At 66.7% G+C, this 21115-nt stretch carries 19 protein-coding genes and 1 pseudogene; 14 read left to right on the forward strand and 6 right to left on the reverse strand.

The window, feature by feature from the left end:
* Positions 1-53: 53 nt before the first annotated feature.
* On the forward strand, positions 54-212 hold the full coding sequence (locus tag H7A87_RS01235) for a DUF1328 domain-containing protein (RefSeq protein ID WP_003468167.1): 159 nt from the start codon (positions 54-56) through the stop codon (positions 210-212).
* 117 nt (positions 213-329) lie between these two features.
* On the opposite strand, the gene H7A87_RS01240 is transcribed toward H7A87_RS01235, so the two are convergent.
* Together H7A87_RS01240 and H7A87_RS01245 are read right to left on the reverse strand one after the other, a co-directional pair.
* Positions 330-812 carry a GNAT family N-acetyltransferase gene (locus tag H7A87_RS01240; protein ID WP_119129290.1) on the reverse strand — a complete coding sequence of 161 codons (483 nt, stop codon included), beginning with the start codon at positions 810-812 and terminating at the stop codon, positions 330-332.
* A gap of 53 nt (positions 813-865) precedes the next feature.
* A pseudogene (locus H7A87_RS01245) lies at positions 866-1156 on the reverse strand (D-alanine--D-alanine ligase A); the annotation flags it as partial.
* Positions 1157-1425: 269 nt separating this feature from the next.
* Here H7A87_RS01245 and H7A87_RS01250 point away from each other — a divergent pair.
* The 4 genes from H7A87_RS01250 (at position 1426) to H7A87_RS01265 (ending at position 5313) form a co-directional block, all read left to right on the forward strand.
* Positions 1426-2070, forward strand: coding sequence for an SCP2 sterol-binding domain-containing protein (locus H7A87_RS01250; RefSeq protein WP_104649612.1), 645 nt, complete (start codon positions 1426-1428; stop codon positions 2068-2070).
* Positions 2067-3740 (forward strand): ubiquinone biosynthesis regulatory protein kinase UbiB, encoded by a 1674-nt coding sequence (ubiB, locus tag H7A87_RS01255; RefSeq protein WP_119129291.1) that lies wholly within the window; start codon positions 2067-2069, stop codon positions 3738-3740. The genes H7A87_RS01250 and ubiB overlap by 4 nt, the downstream gene beginning before the upstream one ends.
* Positions 3741-3844: 104 nt before the next feature.
* Entirely contained in the window at positions 3845-4432 is a 588-nt protein-coding gene (locus tag H7A87_RS01260; RefSeq protein WP_119129292.1) for a class I SAM-dependent methyltransferase, read from the forward strand.
* 146 nt (positions 4433-4578) lie between these two features.
* Entirely contained in the window at positions 4579-5313 is a 735-nt protein-coding gene (locus H7A87_RS01265; protein ID WP_119129293.1) for a pseudouridine synthase, read from the forward strand.
* Positions 5314-5701: 388 nt separating this feature from the next.
* Here H7A87_RS01265 and H7A87_RS01270 read toward each other — a convergent pair whose 3' ends face one another.
* On the reverse strand, positions 5702-6247 hold the full coding sequence (locus tag H7A87_RS01270) for a DUF2059 domain-containing protein (protein WP_104583956.1): 546 nt from the start codon (positions 6245-6247) through the stop codon (positions 5702-5704).
* Positions 6248-6340: 93 nt separating this feature from the next.
* On the opposite strand from H7A87_RS01270, the gene arfB reads away from it, so the two are divergent.
* The 5 genes from arfB (at position 6341) to lepB (ending at position 11886) form a co-directional block, all read left to right on the forward strand.
* A complete protein-coding gene (arfB, locus tag H7A87_RS01275) occupies positions 6341-6772 on the forward strand; it encodes an alternative ribosome rescue aminoacyl-tRNA hydrolase ArfB (protein ID WP_104583955.1) in 432 nt (143 codons plus the stop codon).
* Between the two features lie 2 nt (positions 6773-6774).
* Positions 6775-7404 carry a lysophosphatidylcholine acyltransferase gene (locus H7A87_RS01280; protein WP_104563789.1) on the forward strand — a complete coding sequence of 210 codons (630 nt, stop codon included), beginning with the start codon at positions 6775-6777 and terminating at the stop codon, positions 7402-7404.
* A gap of 234 nt (positions 7405-7638) precedes the next feature.
* Positions 7639-8655 carry an isoaspartyl peptidase/L-asparaginase gene (locus H7A87_RS01285; protein ID WP_180496852.1) on the forward strand — a complete coding sequence of 339 codons (1017 nt, stop codon included), beginning with the start codon at positions 7639-7641 and terminating at the stop codon, positions 8653-8655.
* A gap of 106 nt (positions 8656-8761) precedes the next feature.
* A complete protein-coding gene (gene dcp, locus H7A87_RS01290; protein WP_180496853.1) occupies positions 8762-10930 on the forward strand; it encodes a peptidyl-dipeptidase Dcp in 2169 nt (722 codons plus the stop codon).
* A gap of 329 nt (positions 10931-11259) precedes the next feature.
* Entirely contained in the window at positions 11260-11886 is a 627-nt protein-coding gene (gene lepB, locus H7A87_RS01295; RefSeq protein WP_119129295.1) for a signal peptidase I, read from the forward strand.
* Between the two features lie 175 nt (positions 11887-12061).
* Here the strand turns inward: lepB and H7A87_RS01300 are convergent, their stop codons facing one another.
* A complete protein-coding gene (locus H7A87_RS01300; protein WP_119129296.1) occupies positions 12062-13117 on the reverse strand; it encodes an MBL fold metallo-hydrolase in 1056 nt (351 codons plus the stop codon).
* 101 nt (positions 13118-13218) lie between these two features.
* Between H7A87_RS01300 and H7A87_RS01305 the strand changes: the two genes are divergently transcribed.
* Positions 13219-13851, forward strand: a complete 633-nt coding sequence (locus H7A87_RS01305; protein ID WP_119129297.1) for a TetR/AcrR family transcriptional regulator — start codon at positions 13219-13221, stop codon at positions 13849-13851.
* 75 nt (positions 13852-13926) lie between these two features.
* Here H7A87_RS01305 and H7A87_RS01310 read toward each other — a convergent pair whose 3' ends face one another.
* Entirely contained in the window at positions 13927-15189 is a 1263-nt protein-coding gene (locus H7A87_RS01310) for a cation:proton antiporter (RefSeq protein WP_119129298.1), read from the reverse strand.
* Positions 15190-15564: 375 nt separating this feature from the next.
* Entirely contained in the window at positions 15565-16521 is a 957-nt protein-coding gene (locus H7A87_RS01315) for a LysR family transcriptional regulator (RefSeq protein WP_119129299.1), read from the reverse strand.
* Between the two features lie 118 nt (positions 16522-16639).
* On the opposite strand from H7A87_RS01315, the gene aceB reads away from it, so the two are divergent.
* The 3 genes from aceB to H7A87_RS01330 all read left to right on the forward strand — a co-directional run bounded on the left by aceB (position 16640) and on the right by H7A87_RS01330 (position 21113).
* Complete coding sequence (gene aceB / locus H7A87_RS01320; RefSeq protein WP_119129300.1) at positions 16640-18256, forward strand: malate synthase A; 1617 nt, start codon at positions 16640-16642, stop codon at positions 18254-18256.
* Positions 18257-18432: 176 nt separating this feature from the next.
* A complete protein-coding gene (aceA, locus tag H7A87_RS01325) occupies positions 18433-19728 on the forward strand; it encodes an isocitrate lyase (RefSeq protein WP_104649604.1) in 1296 nt (431 codons plus the stop codon).
* Between the two features lie 308 nt (positions 19729-20036).
* Positions 20037-21113 carry a GGDEF domain-containing protein gene (locus H7A87_RS01330; protein ID WP_119129301.1) on the forward strand — a complete coding sequence of 359 codons (1077 nt, stop codon included), beginning with the start codon at positions 20037-20039 and terminating at the stop codon, positions 21111-21113.
* Positions 21114-21115 lie beyond the last annotated feature (2 nt).

The following is a 21115-nucleotide window of genomic DNA, read 5'->3' on the forward strand; positions in this document are numbered from 1 at the left end:
CGTTCAGGATACGTCTGCGCCGATTCGGCACGACAACTTCTGGAATCCTTGCCATGCTGCATTACGCCATCATCTTTTTCGTCATCGCCATCATCGCCGCCGTGCTGGGCTTCAGTGGTATCGCCGGTGCGGCGACCAATATCGCCTGGATCCTGTTCGTGGTGTTCCTGATCCTGGCAGTGATCTCGATGTTCCGTCGCGGCAAGGTATAACGCCTAGCTGCGATACGTTACGGCAGCGGCGCTGCCGGCGGACGCTCACAGGGCCCGCTTCCGCAAGGAGGCGGGCCCTGTGCGTTGTGGATACTCAAAAATTCAATTACGGCTGCTTCAAAGCAGTTTTTCGAGATACTGCACGTGCTTGCCGTTGCCCAGCAGCGCATCGCCGATGGGCTGAAAACCCAGCTGCAGATGCAGCGCCAGCGATGCCGGATTGGGTGGGGCCAGGTTGACCTCGCAAACCAGGCGCGGCTGCGCCGCTGCACGTGCGGCGTGGATGAGTTCGTCATACAGCTGCCTGGCAAGCCCGCGCCTGTGTGCATGCGCAGCGATCACGATGCGGTCGATGTAGACAAAGCGCGCGAAGCGTTGCGCCATCCAGGCGAAGTTCGGATTGGCGTACGCGACGCGCTGATCCAGCGCAATCAGCAGACCATCCGCAGGCGCGACCATGCGTGCGTGCCAGGCCAGTTGCAGCAAGTCGGCCATTCCATCGGCATCCAGCAGCGACAATTCGGTGGCATGCGCATTGTTGAGCGCGAGCAGGGCGCGGTGGTCGTCGCGTTGCACCGCACGCACATGGGCCTGGCTCATGCGCCTGGGCCGACCGCACTGCGCAGCACCTGATCGTCTGCATGCCGTTGCAGCGCCAGCGCCTGCTCCGGCTGGGTCGGACGCAATTGCTGTTGCTGCGCGCCCGGCAGCAAAGCGACGCCGCGACCGCTGCGATGCAGGGCGATGCGCGCCGGGTCGTCGGCATTGAGCAGGAAACTGTCGGGGTCGTTGACGTGCCACTGGCCCTGCTTGTCGATGCCGATCAGCACCGGCTCGAAGCGCTGTGGGTCCAGCGCATCGAGGATGTTGCGCGCTGACTGCAGCGAGACTTCGTGCTCGGCCGACTTGCCGCCGAAGATGAGACCGACCCGGATCTTGCGCATTGCCTGCTCCTGCCACCTGGCGTGATGAGGTCGCCAGCATGCCCGCGTCAGGCGCGCCGACGGAAGTCCTGCATCGCCGCCGTATGCGGTGTGGCGATCCAGGGCAGGTGCACGGTCAACGGCCGGGTCTGTCTGTTGTGGGGATGCGGCTGCGATTGCAGCGGCCTGGCTGCCGAGGCGCCCTGCGATGCGCGTCATCCTGGTCTCCGGCCTGCACCTGCCACACACCATCAAGCAGTAGCGACATGCAGGGACGGTAGAATGCGCCCATGCCCGGATCCCTGTTCAACTCACTCAAGCCGCTCGCCGGCCAGGCCCTGCAAGCCGCGCTCAACCGCGCGCTGGCACTGGACCCCGATACCCGCGACGCCCTGCTGCCGCTGGAAGGCCAACGCATCGCACTGACGCTGGAGGCGCCTGCGCTGGCCCTGCAGATCCGCGTGCACGAGCGCCGCTTGCTGGTCGGCCCGGTGGACCAGGCGCAGGAGCCGGATCTGGCCGTGCGCAGCAGCCTGGCCGGCTTGCTCGGCCAATTGCCGTTCCTGGCCAATGCGCGCCGCAGCGGCGCACCGGCCGGGCGGCTCAAGGTCTCCGGCGATGCCGAACTGGCGCGCCAGCTGCAGCAACTGGCCGGCCGTTTCGATCCGGATTGGCAGTTGCCGTTCGTGGCGGTGTTCGGGCAGATCCTCGGCGTGCAGATCGCCAATGCGGTGCGCGCAGCGCTGCAGCAGGCGCGCCGCAGCGCGGTGGATCTGGCGCAGAGCGCGGCTGAATTCGTGACCGAGGAATCGCGCGATGTGGTGCCGCGCGCCGAACTGGAGGCCTTCCACGACGATGTCGACGAACTGCGCGACGACGTCGAACGGCTGGCCGCACGCGTGGCGCGCCTGCGCGCGGCCGGAGGTGCGGCATGAAGGCGCTGCTGCGGGCCAGCCGCATCGGCCGGGTGATCCTGCGCTATCGCCTGGACGACCTGCTGCAGGACACCCCGGCCGAGCGCTGGCTGCGCCTGGCCAAGCCGTTCGTGCCGCGCGCCAGTGCCGAGATCGCCGCGCAATCGCGCGGTGCGCGGCTGCGGCTGGCGTTGCAGGAACTGGGGCCGATCTTCGTCAAGTTCGGGCAGATCCTGTCGACCCGACGCGACCTGATTCCGGCCGATGTGGCCGATGAACTGACCCTGCTGCAGGACCGCGTCAAGCCCTTCGATGGCGAAGCGGCGCGACTGATCGTCGAGCGCGCGCTGGGCCTGCCGGTGAGCGTGGCGTTTGCCGCGTTCGACACCGTGCCGCTGGCCTCGGCCTCGATCGCGCAGGTGCATGCGGCCACCTTGCCGCCGGATGCCAACGGCGTGCGCCGCGAGGTGGTGGTCAAGGTGTTGCGCCCGGACATCGAGCGCCAGATCGATGCCGATATCGCCTTGCTGCAGTCGCTGGCCACGCTGGTCGAGCGCACCCACCCGCGTGCGGACAAGATCCGGCCGCGCGAGGTGGTGGCCGAGATCGAAGGCACCTTGTCGGCCGAACTGGACCTGCAGCGCGAAGGAGCCAACGCCAGTGTGCTGCGCCGGTTCTGGGAAGGCTCGGACGATCTGTACGTGCCCGAGGTGATCTGGTCGCACACCGCCGAGCGTGCGCTCACGCTGGAGCGCGTGTACGGCATTCCGTCCGACGACATCGCCAGGCTCGATGCGGCCGGCATCGATCGCAAGGCGCTGGCGGCCAAGGGCGTGCGGGTGTTCTATACGCAGGTGTTCCGCGACAACTTCTTCCATGCCGATGCGCACGCCGGCAACATCTGGGTCGATTCGGATCCGGAACGCCGGCTCAATCCGCGCTTCATCGCGCTGGATTTCGGCATCATGGGCCAGCTCTCGCAGGAAGATCAGTACTACCTGGCCGAGAACTTCATGGCGATCTTCCACAAGGATTACCGCCGCATGGCCGAGCTGCACGTGGAAGCGGGCTGGATGCCCGACAACGTGCGCATCGACGAACTGGAAGCGGCCGCGCGCTCGGTGTGCGAGCCCTACTTCACCCGGCCGCTGTCGGAGATTTCGCTGGCCGAAGTGCTGATCAAGCTGTTCCGCGTCGCGCAGCGCTACGAACTGACGCTGCAGCCGCAGCTGATCCTGCTGCAGAAAACCTTGCTCAACATCGAAGGCGTCGGCCGCCAGCTCGACCCCAGGCTGGATATCTGGGCCGTGGCACGGCCGGTGCTCGAACGCATCCTGCGCGAGCGCTACAGCCCGCGCCGCGTGCTCGGCGAGCTGCGCAAGCGGCTGCCGGAAATCATGACGCATGCGCCGGACATGCCGCGCCTGGTGCACAGCTGGTTGAAGCAGCAGGTCGAGGGCCGCCATCAGCTCGACATCCGCTCGGCCGAGCTGCGCGCGCTGGACCTGAGCCTGCGCAAGCTGCAGACGCGCGTGGTCACCGCCATCACCGGCAGCGGCCTGCTGGTGGTGGCCGCGGTGCTGTATGGCCTGCACCCGAATGGCTGGTACCTGGGCACGTTGCCGGTGTGGAGCTGGATCAGCGGCGCGGCCGGCTCGGTGGCCCTGCTGGTCGCCTGGCTGCGGCGCTGAAGCACTAATGCTGAAGCACTGCCGCAGGTGGCCTGCTGCATCCGGCTGGGTAGCGGCGGTGCCTGCAGCAGCACGATGACGAAGCCGTTCCCGGCGAGGTGGTGATGATCGATCTGCAGGCGTTGAAAGACGAATTGGCACGGTTCGGCAGCGACAACGATGCGCAGCAGCTGGCGCGCGACCGGCGCATGCTCAACATCACGCCCGACACCGGGCAGTTGCTGGCGGTGCTGGTGCGTGCCACCGCTGCGCGGCGCGTTCTGGAGATCGGCACCTCCAACGGGTATTCGACGCTATGGCTGGCCGAAGCGGCCGCGGCGATCGGCGGGCATGTCACCACGGTGGAACATGCGGCCGACAAGGTGGCCCTGGCGCAGGCCACGCTGGCGCGCAGCGGCCTGGCGGCATCGGTGGAGCTGGTGCACGGCGATGGCGGCGCGTGGCTGGCCCAGGCGGCCAGCGCCAGTCTCGATCTGGTCTTCCTGGATTCGGCACGCGATGCGTATGTGCACTGGTGGCCGGCACTGCGCCGCGTGCTGCGCGGCGGTGGCCTGCTGGTGGTCGACAATGCGCTCTCGCATGCCGACGAACTGGCGCCGTTCACCGCGCTGCTGGCTGCCGACCCGGCAGTCACCTGCAGCGTGGTGCCGGTGGGCAAGGGCGAGTTGCTGGCGGTGTGCGGCGGGGCCTGAGCGTGCACTGCCCACCCGCCAGACCTCACACCCCAAGCCGCACGGCTGGCGTGCGCCACCTGCTCTGACGGCGCCGGGTGCGGTCAACGGCGTCATGGCGCGCCGGCGCAGTGGCATGCGCTGCCCACGGCGCGGATAATCCGCCGGTGAGCACATCCCCCAAGCACTTGCAGATTCTCCACCAGGACGCGGTCCTGGCCGTCGTCGACAAACCCGCCGGGCTGATGGTCCACGACAGCAAGCTGGCGCGCGGGGAGGACGATTTCCTGGCCGACCGCCTGCGCGAACAGCTGGGCCGGCCGATCTTCCTGGTGCACCGGCTCGACCGCGCCACCAGCGGCTGCCTGCTGCTGGCGTTCGATCGCGAGGCCGCCAGTGCGCTGGGCAAGGCCTTGATGGCCGGCGAAGTGGAGAAGGACTATCTGACGGTGTGCCGCGGCTGGCCGGCCGAGGAGCGCTTCAGCGTCGACCACGACCTGGACGGCGGCCCCGGCAAGCCGGTCAAGAAGCCGGCGGTGACCCACTTCCAGCGCCTGGCCACCGGCGAGCTGGAGATCCCGTCCACCGGCTTTGCCACCTCGCGCTATGCCTTGCTGCGCTGCCAGCCGCAGACAGGGCGGTTCCGGCAGATCCGCCGGCACATGAAACACCTGTCGCACCACATGATCGGCGACACCAGCCACGGCGATGGCCGGCACAACCGCAGCTTCCGCATGCTTGGCATCCACCGCATGCTGCTGCATGCCGAGCGCCTGGGATTCCCGCATCCGGCCGATGGGCGGCGCATCAGCGTCACTGCGCCGCTGGATGTGGAGTTCGCCAAGGCCTGCGCGTTGTTCGGGTGGGAGATGGCGGGGTTGGGAGTCATGCCGACGGCGTGACTGGCGTGCCTGGTCCAGAGACCGAGACGTCCACTCGGCATGCAAGAAAGCTGCGCAAGCGTCCCCTCACCCCAACCCTTCTCCCGCAGGCGGGAGGGGCTCAAGCACGACGCCCACTGCCCGCCTTCCCCGCGTTCCCACCTTCCCCGCTCACCTTCCAAGTTGCTTCCTTCCCTCGCTTGCGGGGGAAGGTGCCCGAAGGGCGGATGGGGGCATGATCGCCACCGAGCCTCAGGACCGCGGCTCTCCCCGATGGGGGAGGGCTGCTTCGGTCAGCGGAAAAGTTGAAGCATTGCGATAACCGGCAACGCACTCACCCCGGATCCGCAACCGCCGCAGCAAGCACGCCGTTGCGATTCCCCAATCCCCATTCCCGAATCCCAGCCCGTCAGGGCTTCTGCGGCGCCGCCGCCGGCTCGTTGACGATCTTCTCCAGATCCTTCTGCAAATCGGCAAACAGCGGCAGCATCTTCTGCTGGATCGCGCCCATCAGGTTCTGGGTCAGCGCCGGGGTCTTGTCCAGCAGGCTCTGGCCGGCCGAACTCTCGTAGAACTCGGCCATGGCCAGCACGTCCTCGCGCGAGAACGAGCGCTTGTAGATGTCCACATACATCGGGCGCAGCTCCGACCACGACAGCGCCTTGCGCACGGTCTGGCGGGTGCGCTCCTGGATGCGCTGCAGCTGGGCCTGCTGGTCGGCGTCGAGCTGGCGCTGGGCGGTGAGCTGGGCGAATTGTTGCTGCTGCATCGCTTCGATCTGCGGCAGCATCGTGTCCAGCATGGTCTGCGCGCGCGAGGCGGCCAGCAGGCGGTTGATGTCGGCATCGCTGGGCGCCTGCGCGAAGGCGGCGGGCGTGGCCAGTGCCAGCGCAGCCAGCACGATCAGGCGGCGCGCCAAGGCGCGGGCGGTGGCGACGGAACGGGGTGGGGTCATCGGAGCATCCTGCAGGCTGGGGAACCGGCCGCAGCATACGGGAAGCCGGCGTTCGCGCGCGCGTCCATGCCGGTGCCGATACAATCGGGTTGAATGGCCAGCGACCCGATCCAGATCACCCCCAGCCTGACGATCCCGCCCAGCGAGATCGTCGAGCGCTTCGTGCGCGCCAGCGGCGCAGGCGGGCAGAACGTCAACAAGGTCTCCACTGCGGTGGAACTGCGCTTCGACGTGGCCGGCTCGCCGTCGCTGCCCGAACCGTTGCGCGCGCGGCTGCTGTCGCGGCGCGACCGGCGCATGACCGCCGAGGGCGTGCTGGTGATCGACGCGCAGCGCTTCCGCACCCAGGACCGCAACCGCGAGGATGCGCGCGAGCGGCTGGCCGAGATCATCAGTGCGTGCCTGTCGGTGCCCAAGCGCCGGGTCGCCACCAAACCGAGTCATGGTGCCAAGCTGCGGCGGCTGGATGCCAAGCGTGAGCGCAGCCATATCAAGCGTGGACGCTCTGCGTCCCACTGGGAGTAAGCGTGAGTCACACCGACCCGTCGTTGCCACCGGTAACACAGGCCAACATCCTGCTGCAGCCCTCTCCACCCAGAATGCCCCGCGCCCACGGCCGCTTCGGCCGCTGGCTGGGGCGCACGGCGCTGCGCCTGACCGGCTGGCGCCTGCTCGGGCGACTGCCCGACGAACCCAAGCTGGTGATGATCGTCGCCCCGCACTCGTCCAACTGGGACGGCTTCCTGGGCTTTGCGGCCAAGTTCGCGCTGGGCTTCGACGTGCGCGTGCTGGGCAAGGCGCAGCTGTTCTGGTGGCCGCTGGGCCCGCTGCTGCGCAAGCTCGGCGGCATCCCGCTGGACCGCAGCTCGCCCCAGGGCACCATCGGCCAGGCGGTGCGGCTGATCCGCAATTCCGAACAGATGTGGTACGTGATCACCCCCGAGGGCACCCGCAAGCGGGTGGAGCACTGGAAGGCCGGCTTCTGGAAGATCGCCTCCGATTCCAAGGTGCCGATCCTGCCGGTGTATTTCGACTACCCCAGCAAGACCGTGGGCATCGGCGAGCCGTTCTGGACCGGTACCGACATGGCCGCCGATATCGCCGCCATCCGCACCTGGTACCGGCCGTGGCGCGGCAAGCATCGCGATACGCTGTGAGCGTGCCCCCGGGGGCGGCAAGGCGCTCATGCACCTCACGCACCGCTGCCGAAGGGCGGGCTGTGCGCGCGCAGGTGCTGGCAGGCACGACCTTGCGTGCCGATCCCGAGTGCCGATGACCGATCGCCAGGACCACGTCCGTTTGCCACCGCGCCGGGGTTTTTGTCGCTCCCGGTCGCCTGCATCCACGCCTGGCGTCGCCAGGCACGTTGCGACCTCCATCGAGGGAACACCATGATTGGCCTGTCCGCACGTGCACTGTGTCTGTCTATCTCTCTCCTGCTCGCCGCCGGCCCGGTATCGGCGGCCACGCCGATGCTGGTGATCCATGGCGGTGCGGGCGTGGAGAAATCCAGCCTTTCCAGCGAGGAACAGGCGCAGGCGCGCGAGGCGATGCAACGCGCGCTGCGTGCCGGGCACGCGGTGCTGCAAGGTGGCGGCAGTGCGGTGGATGCGGTGGCGGCCACCATCACCGTGCTGGAGGACGCGCCGCAGTTCAACGCCGGGCGCGGCGCGGTGTTTACCCATGACGGCAAGAACGAACTGGATGCCGCAATCATGGACGGCGCCACCGGCAAGGCCGGCGCGATTGCCGGCGTGCACACGGTCAGGAACCCGATCCAGCTGGCGCGCAGCGTCATGGACCATTCCAAGCACGTGATGCTGGTCGGTGACGGCGCCGAACAATTCGCGCGCGAGCAGGGCGTCACGTTGGTCGACCCCAGCTATTTCCGCACCGACAAGCGCTGGCAGCAACTGCAGAAAGCGCGCAAGGCCGAAGCCGGCGACCGTCAGGCGCAGGCCGAACTGGATCTGGAAACCGCCAAGCATTTCGGCACGGTGGGCGCGCTGGCGCTGGATCGCGCGGGACACCTGGCCGCCGGCACCTCCACCGGTGGCATGACCAACAAGCGCTATGGCCGCGTCGGCGATGCGCCGATCATCGGCGCCGGCACCTACGCCAACGGCCAGTGCGCGGTGTCCGGTACCGGCTGGGGCGAGTTCTACATCCGTGCGGTGGCCGCCTACGACATCTGCGCACGCATGAAATACGCCGGGCAGTCCTTGCAACAGGCCGCCGACACGGTAATCGACCAGCAGATTCCCAAGGCCGGCGGCGACGGCGGCGCCATCGCGCTGGACGCACAGGGCAACGCCGCATTCCCGTTCAATACCGAGGGCATGTACCGCGGCTGGATCGGCGCCGATGGCACCCCGCACGTGGCCATCTTCAAGGACGAGACGCTGTAGCGCGCATCCTCGACCGCGCCCCTCCATCCAATCCAACGGCACATGCCGACGCTGCGCAAACCCGCTAGCGTGGCCGGCTGCGCTACCCACTCAGGAATCACACGCCATGTCGCGTACCGTCGTTCTGGCCGCTGCCATCACCCTGGCACTGGCTGCTTGTTCTGGAAAAGATTCGTCCGGTAAGGAGTCCACCACCGTGCCCGAAAAGACCGCCACCACCCCGGCCGCGGATGCTGCGCCGAACCCGCTGCTGACCGCCAGCACGCTGCCGTTCCAGGCGCCGCCGTTCGACAAGATCAAGGACGCCGATTACCTGCCGGCCTTCGAGGAAGGCATGCGCCTGCACCTGGCCGACATCCGCAAGATCGCCGACAACCCCGAGCCTGCCAGCTTCGACAACACCATCGAGGCGATGGAGCGCAGCGGCGAAACGCTCACGCGCGTGTCGCGCATCTTCTTCGGGTTGGTGCAGGCCGATACCAGCGATGCACGCCAGAAGATCCAGGAAGAGATCGCGCCCAAGCTGGCTGCGCATCAGGACGAGATCAATCTCGACCCGAAGCTGTTCGCACGCGTCAAGACGATCTATGACCAACGCGACACGCTGAACCTGGAGCCGGAGCAGAAGCGTCTGGTCGAGCGCGACTACGAAGAGCTGGTGCGTGCCGGTGCGCAGCTGTCGGAGGCCGACAAGGCCAGCCTGCGCAAGCTCAATATCGAAGAAACCACGCTCTCCACCCAGTTCCATACCCGTCTGGTGGCCGCCTCGGCCGCCGGTGCGGTGGTGGTGGACGACAAGGCCAGGCTCGACGGCCTGAGCGAGGGCGACATTGCCGCTGCCGCCGATGCGGCCAAGGCGCGCAAGCTCGACGGCAAGTATCTGCTGACCCTGCAGAACACCACCCAGCAGCCGGTGCTGGCCTCGCTGAAGGACCGCCAGCTGCGCGCCGACGTGCTCAAGGCCTCGGAAACGCGCGCGGAAAAGGGCGATGCCAACGACACCCGCCAGACCATCCAGCGCCTGGCGCAGCTGCGCGCGCAAAAGGCCAAGCTGCTCGGCTTCGACAACTACGCCGCCTACAGCCTGGGCGACCAGATGGCCAAGAGCCCGGATGCCGCACTCAAGCTGCTGACCGACACCGTGCCGGCCGCCACCGCCAAGGCACGCCGCGAAGTGGCCGAAATGCAGAAGGTGATCGACGCACAGAAGGGTGGTTTCAAACTCGCCGCCTCCGATTGGGACTTCTACGCCGAGCAGGTGCGCAAGGCCAAGTACGACCTGGACGAGGCGCAGATCAAGCCGTATTTCGAGCTGGACAACGTGCTGCAGAACGGCGTCTTCTACGCAGCCACGCAGCTGTACGGCATCACCTTCAAGCAGCGCACCGACATCCCGACCTATCACGCCGACATGAAGGTGTATGAAGTGTTCGATGCGGACGGCACCTCGATGGCGCTGTTCTACACCGACTACTTCAAGCGCGACAGCAAGTCCGGCGGCGCCTGGATGGATGTGTTCGTCGAGCAGGACGGCCTCACCGGTGCCAAGCCGGTGGTCTACAACGTCTGCAACTTCACCAAGCCGGCCGCCGGCCAGCCGGCGCTGCTGAGCTTCGATGACGTCACCACGCTGTTCCATGAGTTCGGCCACGCGCTGCACGGCATGTTCTCCAAGGTGAAGTATCCCTCGATCGCCGGCACCAGCACCTCGCGCGATTTTGTGGAATTCCCCTCGCAGTTCAACGAGCACTGGGCCTCCGATCCCAAGGTCTTCGCCAACTACGCCAAGCACTACCAGACCGGCGCGGCGATGCCGGCCGAGCTGGTGGAGAAGATCAAGAAGGCCAAGACCTTCAACAGCGGCTACGCCACCACCGAATACCTGTCGGCCGCGCTGCTCGACCTGGCCTGGCACACCCAGCCGGCCGACGCGCCGCTGCAGGACGTGAGCAAGTTCGAAGCCGATGCGTTGAAGCGCTTCAAGGTGGACCTGGCCGAAGTGCCGCCGCGCTACCGCAGCAGCTATTTCGACCACATCTGGGGCGGCGGTTATTCGGCCGGGTACTACGCGTATTTCTGGTCGGAAGTGCTCGACGACGATGCGTTCGAATGGTTCAAGGAAAACGGCGGCTTGAACCGCAAGAATGGCGACATCTTCCGCGCCAAGATCCTTTCGCGCGGCAACACGGTCGACCTGGCGACGTTGTATCGCGATTTCCGCGGCAAGGACCCCAGCGTCAAGGCGCTGCTGGAAAATCGCGGTCTGACGGAGTGAGCGACTGGATGACGCGCGTGCGTCGTTGGCGCATGCGTGTGCAGTAGCTGCAACAGCAATCGAAACGGAATGGCCACGCGCCATCCCGTTTTTGTTTGTGGATGCGTGCATCAGGTGATGGTGTTGCGACTGCCTTTGCCGGTGGTGCTTTGCTGTTGCCTTTGGGGCCGCCAGTCCGCAGCGGAACTGGCAATAGCGGAGCAGTGAACGAAGCAGCATTCGAAGTAACACCCAACTGGTGCCATGCCTTTCGTCACTTCCACCGACCCGCTGCGCAAGCGCATCTTCAACAGGCATCCCCCGCCACCACTCACACCAACAGGTGCCTCATGAGCCAAGCCACTGCGACCACTTCACGTCTGCAACGCGCCGTGCACTGGTCGCGCAAGGAAATGCTTCCGTTGTTGGTGCTGCTGGTGCTGATGACTGCAGCGCGTTCCTCGTTCGCCAATCACTACCAGGTGCCGAGCGGTTCGATGCAGCCCACCCTGGAGCCGGGCGATCGCGTGGTGGTGGACATGCATGCCTACGGCTGGCGACTGCCGTTGAGCAACCGCATCCTCGTCGATGGCGATCGACCGCAGCGTGGCGAGGTGGTGGTATTCGATTCGCCGCGCGATGGCACACGCCTGATCAAGCGTGTGGTGGCGGTGGCAGGCGACCGGGTCGACTTGATCGACGGCCATCTGCAGATCAACGACAAGCCGTTGGCAGTAGAAGGTGGCGATGCCGAACGCTTCGGCGCGCACCTGGCGCAGTTGAATCTTGGCAATGGCGGCGGCCCGAACATCGTCGGGCTGACTGTGCCGCCCGGCAAGCTGCTGATGCTGGGCGATCACCGCGGCAACAGCCTGGATGGACGTTACTTTGGATTGGTCGATGCAGCGGCTGTCTACGGCAAGGCGGTGGCGGTGTATTACCGGCGTGGCGAAGGGCTGGAGTGGCAGCGCCTGTGATGCGTGGTCTGCGCGTAGACGCCAGTAGAAGCAACGGCGTTAGCGCCCTGCGCTAGCGAGGCAACCCAGGGCTTTGTCGGCAGCAACTGCGCACGTTGCTTCGATGACCATGACGATGACGCAGGGCAAACGCGCGACCGCCACCTGCTCATGCGCCAGCGCCGCCATGCACTGGCTAGCGCGTCGCCACCAGGCCGTCCGAGGCTTGCGTCGCAGCATCCTGTCGCCACCAGCGCAGGCGATTGGCGGGCGCTTCCAGATCCACCCGCTCGCCCATGCGCGGCGTCGCCAGCGCAACGCCGGCGCCGTCGGCCAGTGCCACGATCCGGTCCAGTGGCTCCTGCCACGCGTGCATCGCCAGGTCGAAGGTGCCGTTGTGGATCGGCAGCAGGGTCTGCCCGCCGACGTCCAGATAGGCCTGCAGGCTCTGCTCCGGTTGCATGTGCACGTGTGGCCATTGCTGGTCGTAGGCGCCGTTTTCGATCAGCGCCACGTCGAACGGACCGAGCTGTTGGCCGATGGTCTTGAAGTGCGGGCCGTAGCCGCCGTCTCCGCTGAAGAACAGGCGCAGCTCGCGGTCCTGGATCACCCAGGAGCACCACAGCGAACGCCCACTGTCGAACAGGCCGCGCCCGGAAAAATGCTGCGACGGGGTGGCGGTGAGCTGCAGGCCATCGATGGTGATCGCGTCCCACCAGTCCAGCTGGCGCACCTTGGCCGGGTCCACGCCCCAGCGCACCAGCAGATCGCCCACGCCCAAGGGCGCGACGAACACGCCGACGCGGTCGGCCAGTGCACGGATGCTGGTGCGATCGAGATGGTCGTAATGGTTGTGGGACAGGATCACCCCGGCCAGCGGCGGCAGCGCGTCCAGCGCGATCGGCGGCGCATGAAAGCGTTTTGGCCCGGCGAAGGGCACCGGCGAGGCGCGCTTGGAGAACACCGGGTCGGTCAGCCACAAGCCGCCGGCCAGCTTCATCAGCACGGTGGAATGGCCCAGGCGATACAGGCTGCGGTCGGGCGCGGCCAGCAGCTGCGCGCGGGTCAGCGGCTGCACCGGCAGCGGCGTGGACGGCACCGTGGTGCTGGGCTTGTCGAAGAAGAACCTCCACATCAGCCCGATCTGCTCGCGCAGGCTGAGCACGGTGGTCGGCAGCGGCACTGCATTGCGGAACCGGCCATCGCGAAACTGTGGCGAAGCGGCATAGCGGGAAGGGCGCGAGGAAGCCATTGGGGAGTCCGACCGGGCAGGGGGTGACAACAGGGAAAAGTTACACTGAGCAGTGTAGTTTCATCGGGCTGAAAGTAAACTGTCCGGTGTAAAATGATCCGATGTCGACTGCATCTTCCCCCCCGACTGCGCCGCAACGGCTGACCGACCGCAAGCGCCTCGCCATCGTCGAGGCGGCCATTGCCGAGTTCCGCCAGCATGGCTTCGAGGCCACCAGCATGGACCGCGTGGCGGCCACCGCGGGCGTATCCAAGCGCACCGTCTACAACCACTTCCCCAGCAAGGACGCGTTGTTTGGCGAGATCCTGCGCGGGCTGTGGCAGCGCAGCGCCGATGCAGTGACTCTGGTCTACCGGCCCGACCAGCCGTTGCGTGCGCAGCTGATCCAGCTGCTGCAGCAGAAACTGCACCTGCTCGACGACCCGGCGTTCATCGACCTGTCGCGCGTCGCCATTGCCGAAGGCATCCATTCGCCCGCGCGCGCGCGCGAACTGATCGCGCAATTGGGCAGCAAGGAGGAAGGCACCACCACCTGGGTGCGCGCCGCATTGGCCGATGGCCGGTTGGCAGGCGTGGAGCCGGAGGTCGGCGCGCAGCAACTGCAGGCATTGATCAAGGGCTTCGCGTTCTGGCCGCAGATCGCCATGGGCCAGCCGCCACTGTCGCCGCAGCAACGCACGCAAGTGGCCGAATCGGCGGTGGCGATGTTCCTGGGGTTGTACGGGCGCGCGTGATGGCCTGTGATGCGCGGGCAGACGTGACGCGCCATGTCGCGCAACGACGCCGCGCCGTGTTTCAGCGCTGCCTCGTCACTGCGGCGACTGGCTCGCACCCAGCCCGGTGGCAGTGGCGGCCTGCCGGCCGCGTTGGCACCAGGCCACCATCGGCGAGGCCATCACCGTGGTCACCAGCGTCATGCCGAACAGCAGCGTGAACAGGTCCGGCCCGATCACGCCGCTGTCCAGGCCGATCTTGATCACCACCAGTTCCATCAGCCCGCGTGCGTTCATCAGCGAACCCACGCTCAGGCTGTCGCGCCAGTCGTGGCCGCTCAGGCGCGCGCCCAGGGTGCAGCCGGCCAGCTTGCCGGTCACTGCCACGCCGACCACCAACGCAAAGCCGGCCACACCTGCGCCGACGAATACACCGGGGCTGGCGGTCTGGCCGGCGACCGCAAACAGCACCGGCATCAGCAAGGTGATCGCCAGGGGTTCGATGCGCCCGGCCAGGTGTTCCAGCAGGCGGTCGTCGCGCGGCACGCAGACGCCGAACAGGAATGCGCCGAAGATCGCATGCAGGCCGATCCATTCGGCCACTGCGGCGCAGGCCAGCAGACCGATCAGCACCCACACCAGCGCGGTTGGCGCATAGCCTCCATCGCGTGCGCGCGGCTTGAGCACGCGCGCATACAGCGGCTTCAACACGCCGAACACCACCGCAATCAGCACCACCGCAGCTGTCGCAGTAAACGCAACGCCGCCATGGTTGTTGCCGCCGGTCAGGGTGAGCACGATCGCCAGGAACATCCACACCGTGGCATCGTCGATCACCGCCGCGCCCAGCGCCAACCGGCCTGCGGATGTGCGGGTCATGTTGCGATCCTTGAGGATGCGCGCCAGCACCGGAAACGCGGTCACCGACATCGCCGCGGCAATGAACAAGGCGAAGGGCCAGAAGCCGATGCCCTGCGGTGCAAAGCGCGCAAACAACCACGGTGCGGCGGCCAGCCCCAGCAGCAACGGCAGCACGATGCCGGACAGCCCCACCAGCACCGACGCACGCACCTGCGCGCTGGTGCCTTCCGGCGCGCGCAGCTCCACGCCGACGATGAACATGAAAAGCACCACGCCGATGTTGGCCAGGCCCGACAGCGGCGGCAAGCTGCCGGAGGCGAACAACATGCCATGCAATTCCGGCAGCCACACGCCGAATGCGATCGGCCCCAGCAGCAGGCCTGCGGCCATTTCGCCGATCACCGGCGGCTGCCCGACGCGCTGCAGCAGCGCGCCGCACGCACGTGCCGCGCCCAGGATCACCGCCAACTGCACCAGCAATAACGTGGTCGGATTCATGGCGTCAGCCTTGGTTGGTTGAGTCGGCTCGCCCCGCGGTGCGGGACGGCTACGCATCTGGTCAGTGAGTCCCCGGATTGACCAGCCGTTGATGACCTGCAGTGATACCCACAGCATCGGCCTAGTCTATGACGACAACCATCGTGCAGTAGATCGAGCCGACATCGATGCGGCGCAATCCGGAGTGGTTCGCGCTGCACGCTGGAATCAACCGTCAGCGCTGCGCGCGCATGGCTTGATCAAGCGACGCCTTCAATGACGTACCGCATACCGCACACGGCATCGCCGATGAAGAGCGCATGGTGACCTGATACGCAGCGCATGGCGAGCAAGCTCAGGCGCCATGCGAACCCACGCCTGCAGCAGTCACAAGACTCACCGCTCCGAGTCACCACTTTCGTCATACCCGCGCGGGGGAAACAGATCCGGCTGGATCAGCTCGATAAAGGCGCGTGCCTGCGGCGACAGATACTTGCCCTTGCGCACCACCACGCCATAACTGCGGGTGGGGAAGTAATCCTTCAGCGAGCGGGTGGCGAGTGTGTCGCGGTCGGCCTCGGTGACACAGATCGCGGTGACGATGGAGATGCCCATGCCCATCGCCACGTATTGCTTGATCACTTCCCAGCCGCCCACTTCCAGTGCCACGGTGTAGGGCACGCGCGCCTGCTGGAAGACCAGGTCGACCAGCCGATAGGTCACCTGCCGGCGCGGCGGCAGGATCAGCGGATACGGCGACAGGTCCTGCAGCGTGACCGTGGGCGTGCCGGCCAACGGGTGGTCGTGCGGGGTGATCAGCAATTGTTCGAAGCGATACACCGGCGCGTAATTGAGGTCGGCCGGCACGTCCAGCATCGAGCCGATCGCCAGGTCCACTGCATCTTCGCGCAGCAGGTCGGTGCCGTCGGCGCTGATGGCGTTGTGCAGGGTCAGGCGCACGTCCGGGTGGCGCGCGCGGAACTTCGCCACGATGCGCGGCAGCAGGTACAGGATCGTGGAACTGTTGGCGGCGATATTGAGCTCGCCGGCATCCAGGCCACGCACCTTTTCGCGAAAGCTGGCCTCCAGCCCATCCAGGCTCTCCACCAGCGGCAGCGCCATGTCGTAGAGCAGCTGGCCCTCGCGGCTGGGTGCCATGCGTCGCCCCGAGCGCTCGAACAGGGCCACGCCCAGGTCACGTTCCAGCGCCTGCAGCTGCAAGGTCACTGCCGGCTGGCTCACATACAGCGCCTCAGCCGCCCGTGAGACAGAGCCCAATCGTACTGTCTGGCAGAACGCACGCAACGGCTTGAGCCGATCAGATTTGTAGGAAAATCGCGGAGTTGGCGCCATCTGGATGTCTGCAACGACGCTGTATAAGCCTGCCTTATTTACAGCATTGATAAAACTGCTTTGTCAAATAGTTGCATGCGGCGCACGGTGCAGGTCCGGATGCACAAGGACTCCCGACATGTCTGCCACCGCTTTCGCTCCACGTCCCACCGAACGCGCCACGCCCGGTCTGTCGCTGACCACGCAGGTCGCAGGCCAGGCCGACCTCTTGCCGGCCGCCGCGCTGGCCCTGCTGGTGTCGCTGCACCGGGCCATCGAGCCCGGCCGCCAGCAGCGCCTGGCACAGCGGCGCGTCCGCCAGGCCGAGTTCGATGCCGGCCAGTTGCCGGACTTCCGCCCCGACACCCGCGCCATCCGCGATGGCGACTGGCGCGTGGCCGCGCTACCGGCGGCGCTGCAGGACCGCCGGGTGGAAATCACCGGCCCAACCGATCCGAAGATGGTCATCAACGCGCTCAATTCCGGCGCCAAGGTGTTCATGGCCGACTTCGAGGATTCCACCGCGCCGACCTGGCGCAACCTGCTGGCCGGCCAGCGCACGCTGGCCGCTGCGGTGCGTGGCGATCTCAGCTTCGATGCGCCCAACGGCAAGCATTACGCGCTGCGCCCGGAAGCCGAGCGCGCAGTGCTGATCGTGCGTCCGCGTGGCTGGCATCTGGATGAGAAGCATGTGCTCATCGATGGCCAGCCGCTGGCCGGGGGGCTGTTCGACGCGGCGGTGTTCGCCTTCCATAACGGCCGCGCGCTGCTGGCCAGGGATCGCGGCCCGTATCTGTATCTGCCCAAGCTGCAGAGCATGGAAGAGGCGGCGCTGTGGGAGACCGCGCTGGCGCATATCGAAGCGATGCTCGGCCTGCCGCATGGCCAGATCAAGGTGACCGTGCTGATCGAGACGCTGCCGGCGGTGTTCGAGATGGACGAGATCCTGCACGCGCTGCGCGAGCGCATCGTCGGGCTCAACTGCGGGCGCTGGGACTACATCTTTTCGTACCTGAAAACCTTCCGCGCGCATCGCGACCGCGTGCTGGCCGAACGTGGCCAGGTCACCATGACCCAGCCGTTCCTGAAGGCGTATTCGGAACTGCTGATCAAGACCTGCCATCGCCGCGGCGCACATGCGATGGGCGGCATGGCCGCGCAGATTCCGATCAATCACGACGAGGCCGCCAATGAGCAGGCGATGGCACGGGTGCGTGCCGACAAGCTGCGCGAGGTCAGCGCCGGCCACGATGGCACCTGGGTGGCGCATCCGGCGTTGATTCCGGTGGCGATGAAGATCTTCGACGAGCACATGCCCACCGCGCATCAGCAGCATGTCCTGCGCAACGACGTGCAGGTGACGCGCGACATGCTGATCGCGCCCTCGCCGGGCACCATCACCCGCGCCGGTTTCGAAGGCAATGTCGAAGTCTGCGTGCGTTATCTGGCCGCCTGGCTGGATGGCAATGGGTGCGTGCCGATCCACAACCTGATGGAAGACGCGGCCACTGCCGAGATCAGCCGCGCGCAGCTGTGGCAGTGGTTGCATCACGGCCAGCATCTGGACGACGGCACTGCCATCGACCAGCCCTTGTTGCAGGCCACGTTGCGTGCGCTGCCGGCGCGCCTGGGCGCGACCGATGCACTGCCGGGCGCCGCACGCATCGACGACGCCATTGCATTGCTGGACACACTCAGCCGTGCCGATGCGCTGGCCGATTTCCTCACCGTGCCGGCATACCGCCTGATCGAGTGAGCCAACGCGGCAGCGACACGCCGGCGTCCGCGCGCTGTCGCTGCAATCCGTCCACGTAATGCACCACACCGCCCGTTGCGCCCATGCGCAACGACGGCCTTGCCATGCCTCACGCGCGCCGTGACGCACCGTCCTTCCTCGTTGCATCCGTCGTATTCCTGCCAGGAGAACGCACCATGAGCAGCACACTGCAGACCGCCGAACAGATCCAGCACGACTGGGCCAGCAACCCGCGCTGGGCCGGCATCACCCGCAACTACACCGCCGCCGATGTGGTGCGCTTGCGCGGCACCGTGCATGTCGAGCATTCGCTGGCACGGCTGGGCGCGGACAAGTTGTGGAACGCATTGCACGCCACGCCCTTCGTCAATGCATTGGGTGCATTGACCGGCAACCAGGCGATGCAGCAGGTCAAGGCCGGTTTGAAGGCGATCTACCTGTCCGGCTGGCAGGTCGCCGCCGATGCGAACCTGGCCGGGCAGATGTACCCGGACCAGTCGCTGTATCCGGCCGACTCGGTGCCGGCGGTGGTCAAGCGCATCAACAACACCTTGTTGCGGGCCGATCAACTGCATCACGCCGAGGGCAACGATGACATCGACTTCCTGCAGCCGATCGTGGCCGATGCCGAAGCCGGCTTCGGCGGCGTGCTCAACGCCTTCGAGCTGATGAAGGCGATGATCGAAGCCGGCGCGGCCGGCGTGCACTTCGAAGATCAACTGGCATCGGTGAAGAAGTGCGGCCACATGGGCGGCAAGGTGCTGGTGCCCACCCGCGAGGCGATCGAAAAGTTGAATGCCGCGCGTCTGGCGGCCGATGTGCTGGGCGTGCCCACGCTGCTGATTGCACGCACCGATGCCGAAGCGGCCGACCTGATCACCAGCGACGTGGATGCCAACGACCAGCCCTTCACCACCGGCCAGCGCACCGTCGAAGGCTTCTTCAAGACCCGCAACGGGCTGGATCAGGCGATCAGCCGCGGGCTGGCCTATGCGCCGTACGCGGACCTGATCTGGTGCGAAACCGGGAAGCCGGATCTGGAATTTGCCCGCGCCTTCGCGCAAGCCATCCATGCCAGGTTCCCCGGCAAATTGCTGGCCTACAACTGCTCGCCGAGCTTCAACTGGAAGAAGAACCTGGACGACGCCACCATCGCCAGGTTCCAGACCGAGCTGGCGGGCTATGGCTATAAATTCCAGTTCATCACCCTGGCCGGTTTCCACGCCCTGAACTACGGCATGTTCAACCTGGCGCACGGCTATGCCCGCCGGCAGATGAGCGCCTTCGTCGAGTTGCAGCAGGCCGAGTTCGCGGCGGCCGAGATGGGCTTTACCGCGGTCAAGCATCAGCGCGAGGTGGGCACCGGCTACTTCGACGCGGTGACGCAGGCGATCCAGCAGGGTCAGTCGTCCACCACCGCGCTGCGTGGCTCGACCGAGGAAGAGCAGTTTCACGGCGAAAAGGCGGCCTAAGGCAGCGTATGGGGCGACGGGGCGGTCGCCCGGCGGCCGTGGGGTGGTTCGGAGCGTGCGGTCGACGCCCACCGGCAAGCCCGTACCAGCACCCCGAAACGGCGCCCGCATCGCTCGTGGTCTGTCGCAGATGGCCGGCAGGTCGCTGCTGGGAGGAGATGGGCTCGGAGAACCGAGCCCATTTTTGTTGCCGATACCCGTCATTTCGTCTCGAGTGCTGTGAGAACGAGTGTGACCTGGTACTGAACAAAACGCTGCTGTACGATGCCAGGGCAGGCCGGCGCTGCAGGTCGGTCTAAGGGATTTGGATGACGTGCCATAACACTGCCGGCGCAGTAGAGCCGACGGGGAGCGTTGCAAAGACGCTGTCGGACGGGCTGCATGCGCTGATGACTGCCCAGGAGCTGGCGTTTTTCGCCCGCTTCGGGCGTGCCCGCGAGTTGGCGGCCGGCCAGGCGCTGTTCGAGCGCGGGGCGGTGGGCACGCAGATGTTCATCGTGGTCAGCGGCCAGATCGATCTGGATTTCGGCGAAGACCTGATGCTCAAGCACCTGGGCCCGGGCGAATTCTTCGGCGAACTTGGCCTGCTAATCGGCGACCATGCGCGCAGTGCCGGCGCCACGGCATCCACCGACACCCGCCTGATCGAGCTGGCGCACGAGGACTTCCAGCGTCTGGTCGACCACGACCCATCGATGGTGGCGCATTTTCTGCGCCGCTCCATCGTGCGCGTGGTCAACAACGAGCAGTTGTTGATCCGCCAGCTGCGCCGCCGCAACCACGATCTGGAAGCGGCGCTGGACAATCTCTACGTCACCTCGCACCAGCTCAACCACACCGAAGAACTCAGCCGCACCGACGAACTCACCGGCCTGCACAACCGCCGCGGGCTCGCCCTGCATCTGCAGGAATGCCGACGCGCCGGCAACGTGCCCGGCGTGGGCCTGATCCTGATCGATTGCGACCGTTTCAAGCGCATCAACGACGAGTTCGGCCACCTGGCCGGCGACCGCGTGCTGCAGAACGTCGCCCATGCGCTGCGTTCGGTGATCGCCGACGGCGACCTCGCCTGCCGGCTCGGCGGCGATGAATTCTGTGTGCTGGTCGCGCAAGGCACCCAGGAGCTGCTGCACCACATCGGCGAATGCATCGTGCGCGCGGTGGAAGCGCGCCTGTGCAATGGCCAGAGCGAGCAGGGCTGCTCGGTCAGCCTGGGCCTGTGCATGATCGACCCCGACGCGGCATGGAACGATTGGTACACGCTGGCCGACAGCGCGTTGTACGAGGCCAAGCGACAGGGCGGCAACGTGCTGTGCATGCATGAAACGCTGGCGTCGGGCCTCACGCCGCCATCCGGCAACGCCACCACGTCGGACAATCGCTGAGC

The sequence above is a fragment of the Xanthomonas sp. CPBF 426 genome (assembly GCF_903989465.1).
GTDB classification, from domain to species: Bacteria; Pseudomonadota; Gammaproteobacteria; order Xanthomonadales; family Xanthomonadaceae; genus Xanthomonas; species Xanthomonas euroxanthea.

What these genes read in the sequence shown, in the direction of transcription:
- aceA (WP_104649604.1), top strand. Translation starts at nt 18,433, where the DNA reads ATGAGCAGCACACTGCAGACCGCCGAACAGATCCAGCACGACTGGGCC.
- H7A87_RS01285 (WP_180496852.1), top strand. Translation starts at nt 7,639, where the DNA reads ATGATTGGCCTGTCCGCACGTGCACTGTGTCTGTCTATCTCTCTCCTG.
- H7A87_RS01235 (WP_003468167.1), top strand. Translation starts at nt 54, where the DNA reads ATGCTGCATTACGCCATCATCTTTTTCGTCATCGCCATCATCGCCGCC.
- dcp (WP_180496853.1), top strand. Translation starts at nt 8,762, where the DNA reads ATGTCGCGTACCGTCGTTCTGGCCGCTGCCATCACCCTGGCACTGGCT.
- H7A87_RS01260 (WP_119129292.1), top strand. Translation starts at nt 3,845, where the DNA reads ATGATCGATCTGCAGGCGTTGAAAGACGAATTGGCACGGTTCGGCAGC.
- ubiB (WP_119129291.1), top strand. Translation starts at nt 2,067, where the DNA reads ATGAAGGCGCTGCTGCGGGCCAGCCGCATCGGCCGGGTGATCCTGCGC.
- lepB (WP_119129295.1), top strand. Translation starts at nt 11,260, where the DNA reads ATGAGCCAAGCCACTGCGACCACTTCACGTCTGCAACGCGCCGTGCAC.
- H7A87_RS01270 (WP_104583956.1), bottom strand. Translation starts at nt 6,247, where the DNA reads ATGACCCCACCCCGTTCCGTCGCCACCGCCCGCGCCTTGGCGCGCCGC.
- arfB (WP_104583955.1), top strand. Translation starts at nt 6,341, where the DNA reads ATGGCCAGCGACCCGATCCAGATCACCCCCAGCCTGACGATCCCGCCC.
- H7A87_RS01315 (WP_119129299.1), bottom strand. Translation starts at nt 16,521, where the DNA reads ATGGCGCCAACTCCGCGATTTTCCTACAAATCTGATCGGCTCAAGCCG.
- H7A87_RS01300 (WP_119129296.1), bottom strand. Translation starts at nt 13,117, where the DNA reads ATGGCTTCCTCGCGCCCTTCCCGCTATGCCGCTTCGCCACAGTTTCGC.
- H7A87_RS01250 (WP_104649612.1), top strand. Translation starts at nt 1,426, where the DNA reads ATGCCCGGATCCCTGTTCAACTCACTCAAGCCGCTCGCCGGCCAGGCC.
- aceB (WP_119129300.1), top strand. Translation starts at nt 16,640, where the DNA reads ATGTCTGCCACCGCTTTCGCTCCACGTCCCACCGAACGCGCCACGCCC.
- H7A87_RS01310 (WP_119129298.1), bottom strand. Translation starts at nt 15,189, where the DNA reads ATGAATCCGACCACGTTATTGCTGGTGCAGTTGGCGGTGATCCTGGGC.
- H7A87_RS01330 (WP_119129301.1), top strand. Translation starts at nt 20,037, where the DNA reads ATGACGTGCCATAACACTGCCGGCGCAGTAGAGCCGACGGGGAGCGTT.
- H7A87_RS01305 (WP_119129297.1), top strand. Translation starts at nt 13,219, where the DNA reads ATGTCGACTGCATCTTCCCCCCCGACTGCGCCGCAACGGCTGACCGAC.
- H7A87_RS01240 (WP_119129290.1), bottom strand. Translation starts at nt 812, where the DNA reads ATGAGCCAGGCCCATGTGCGTGCGGTGCAACGCGACGACCACCGCGCC.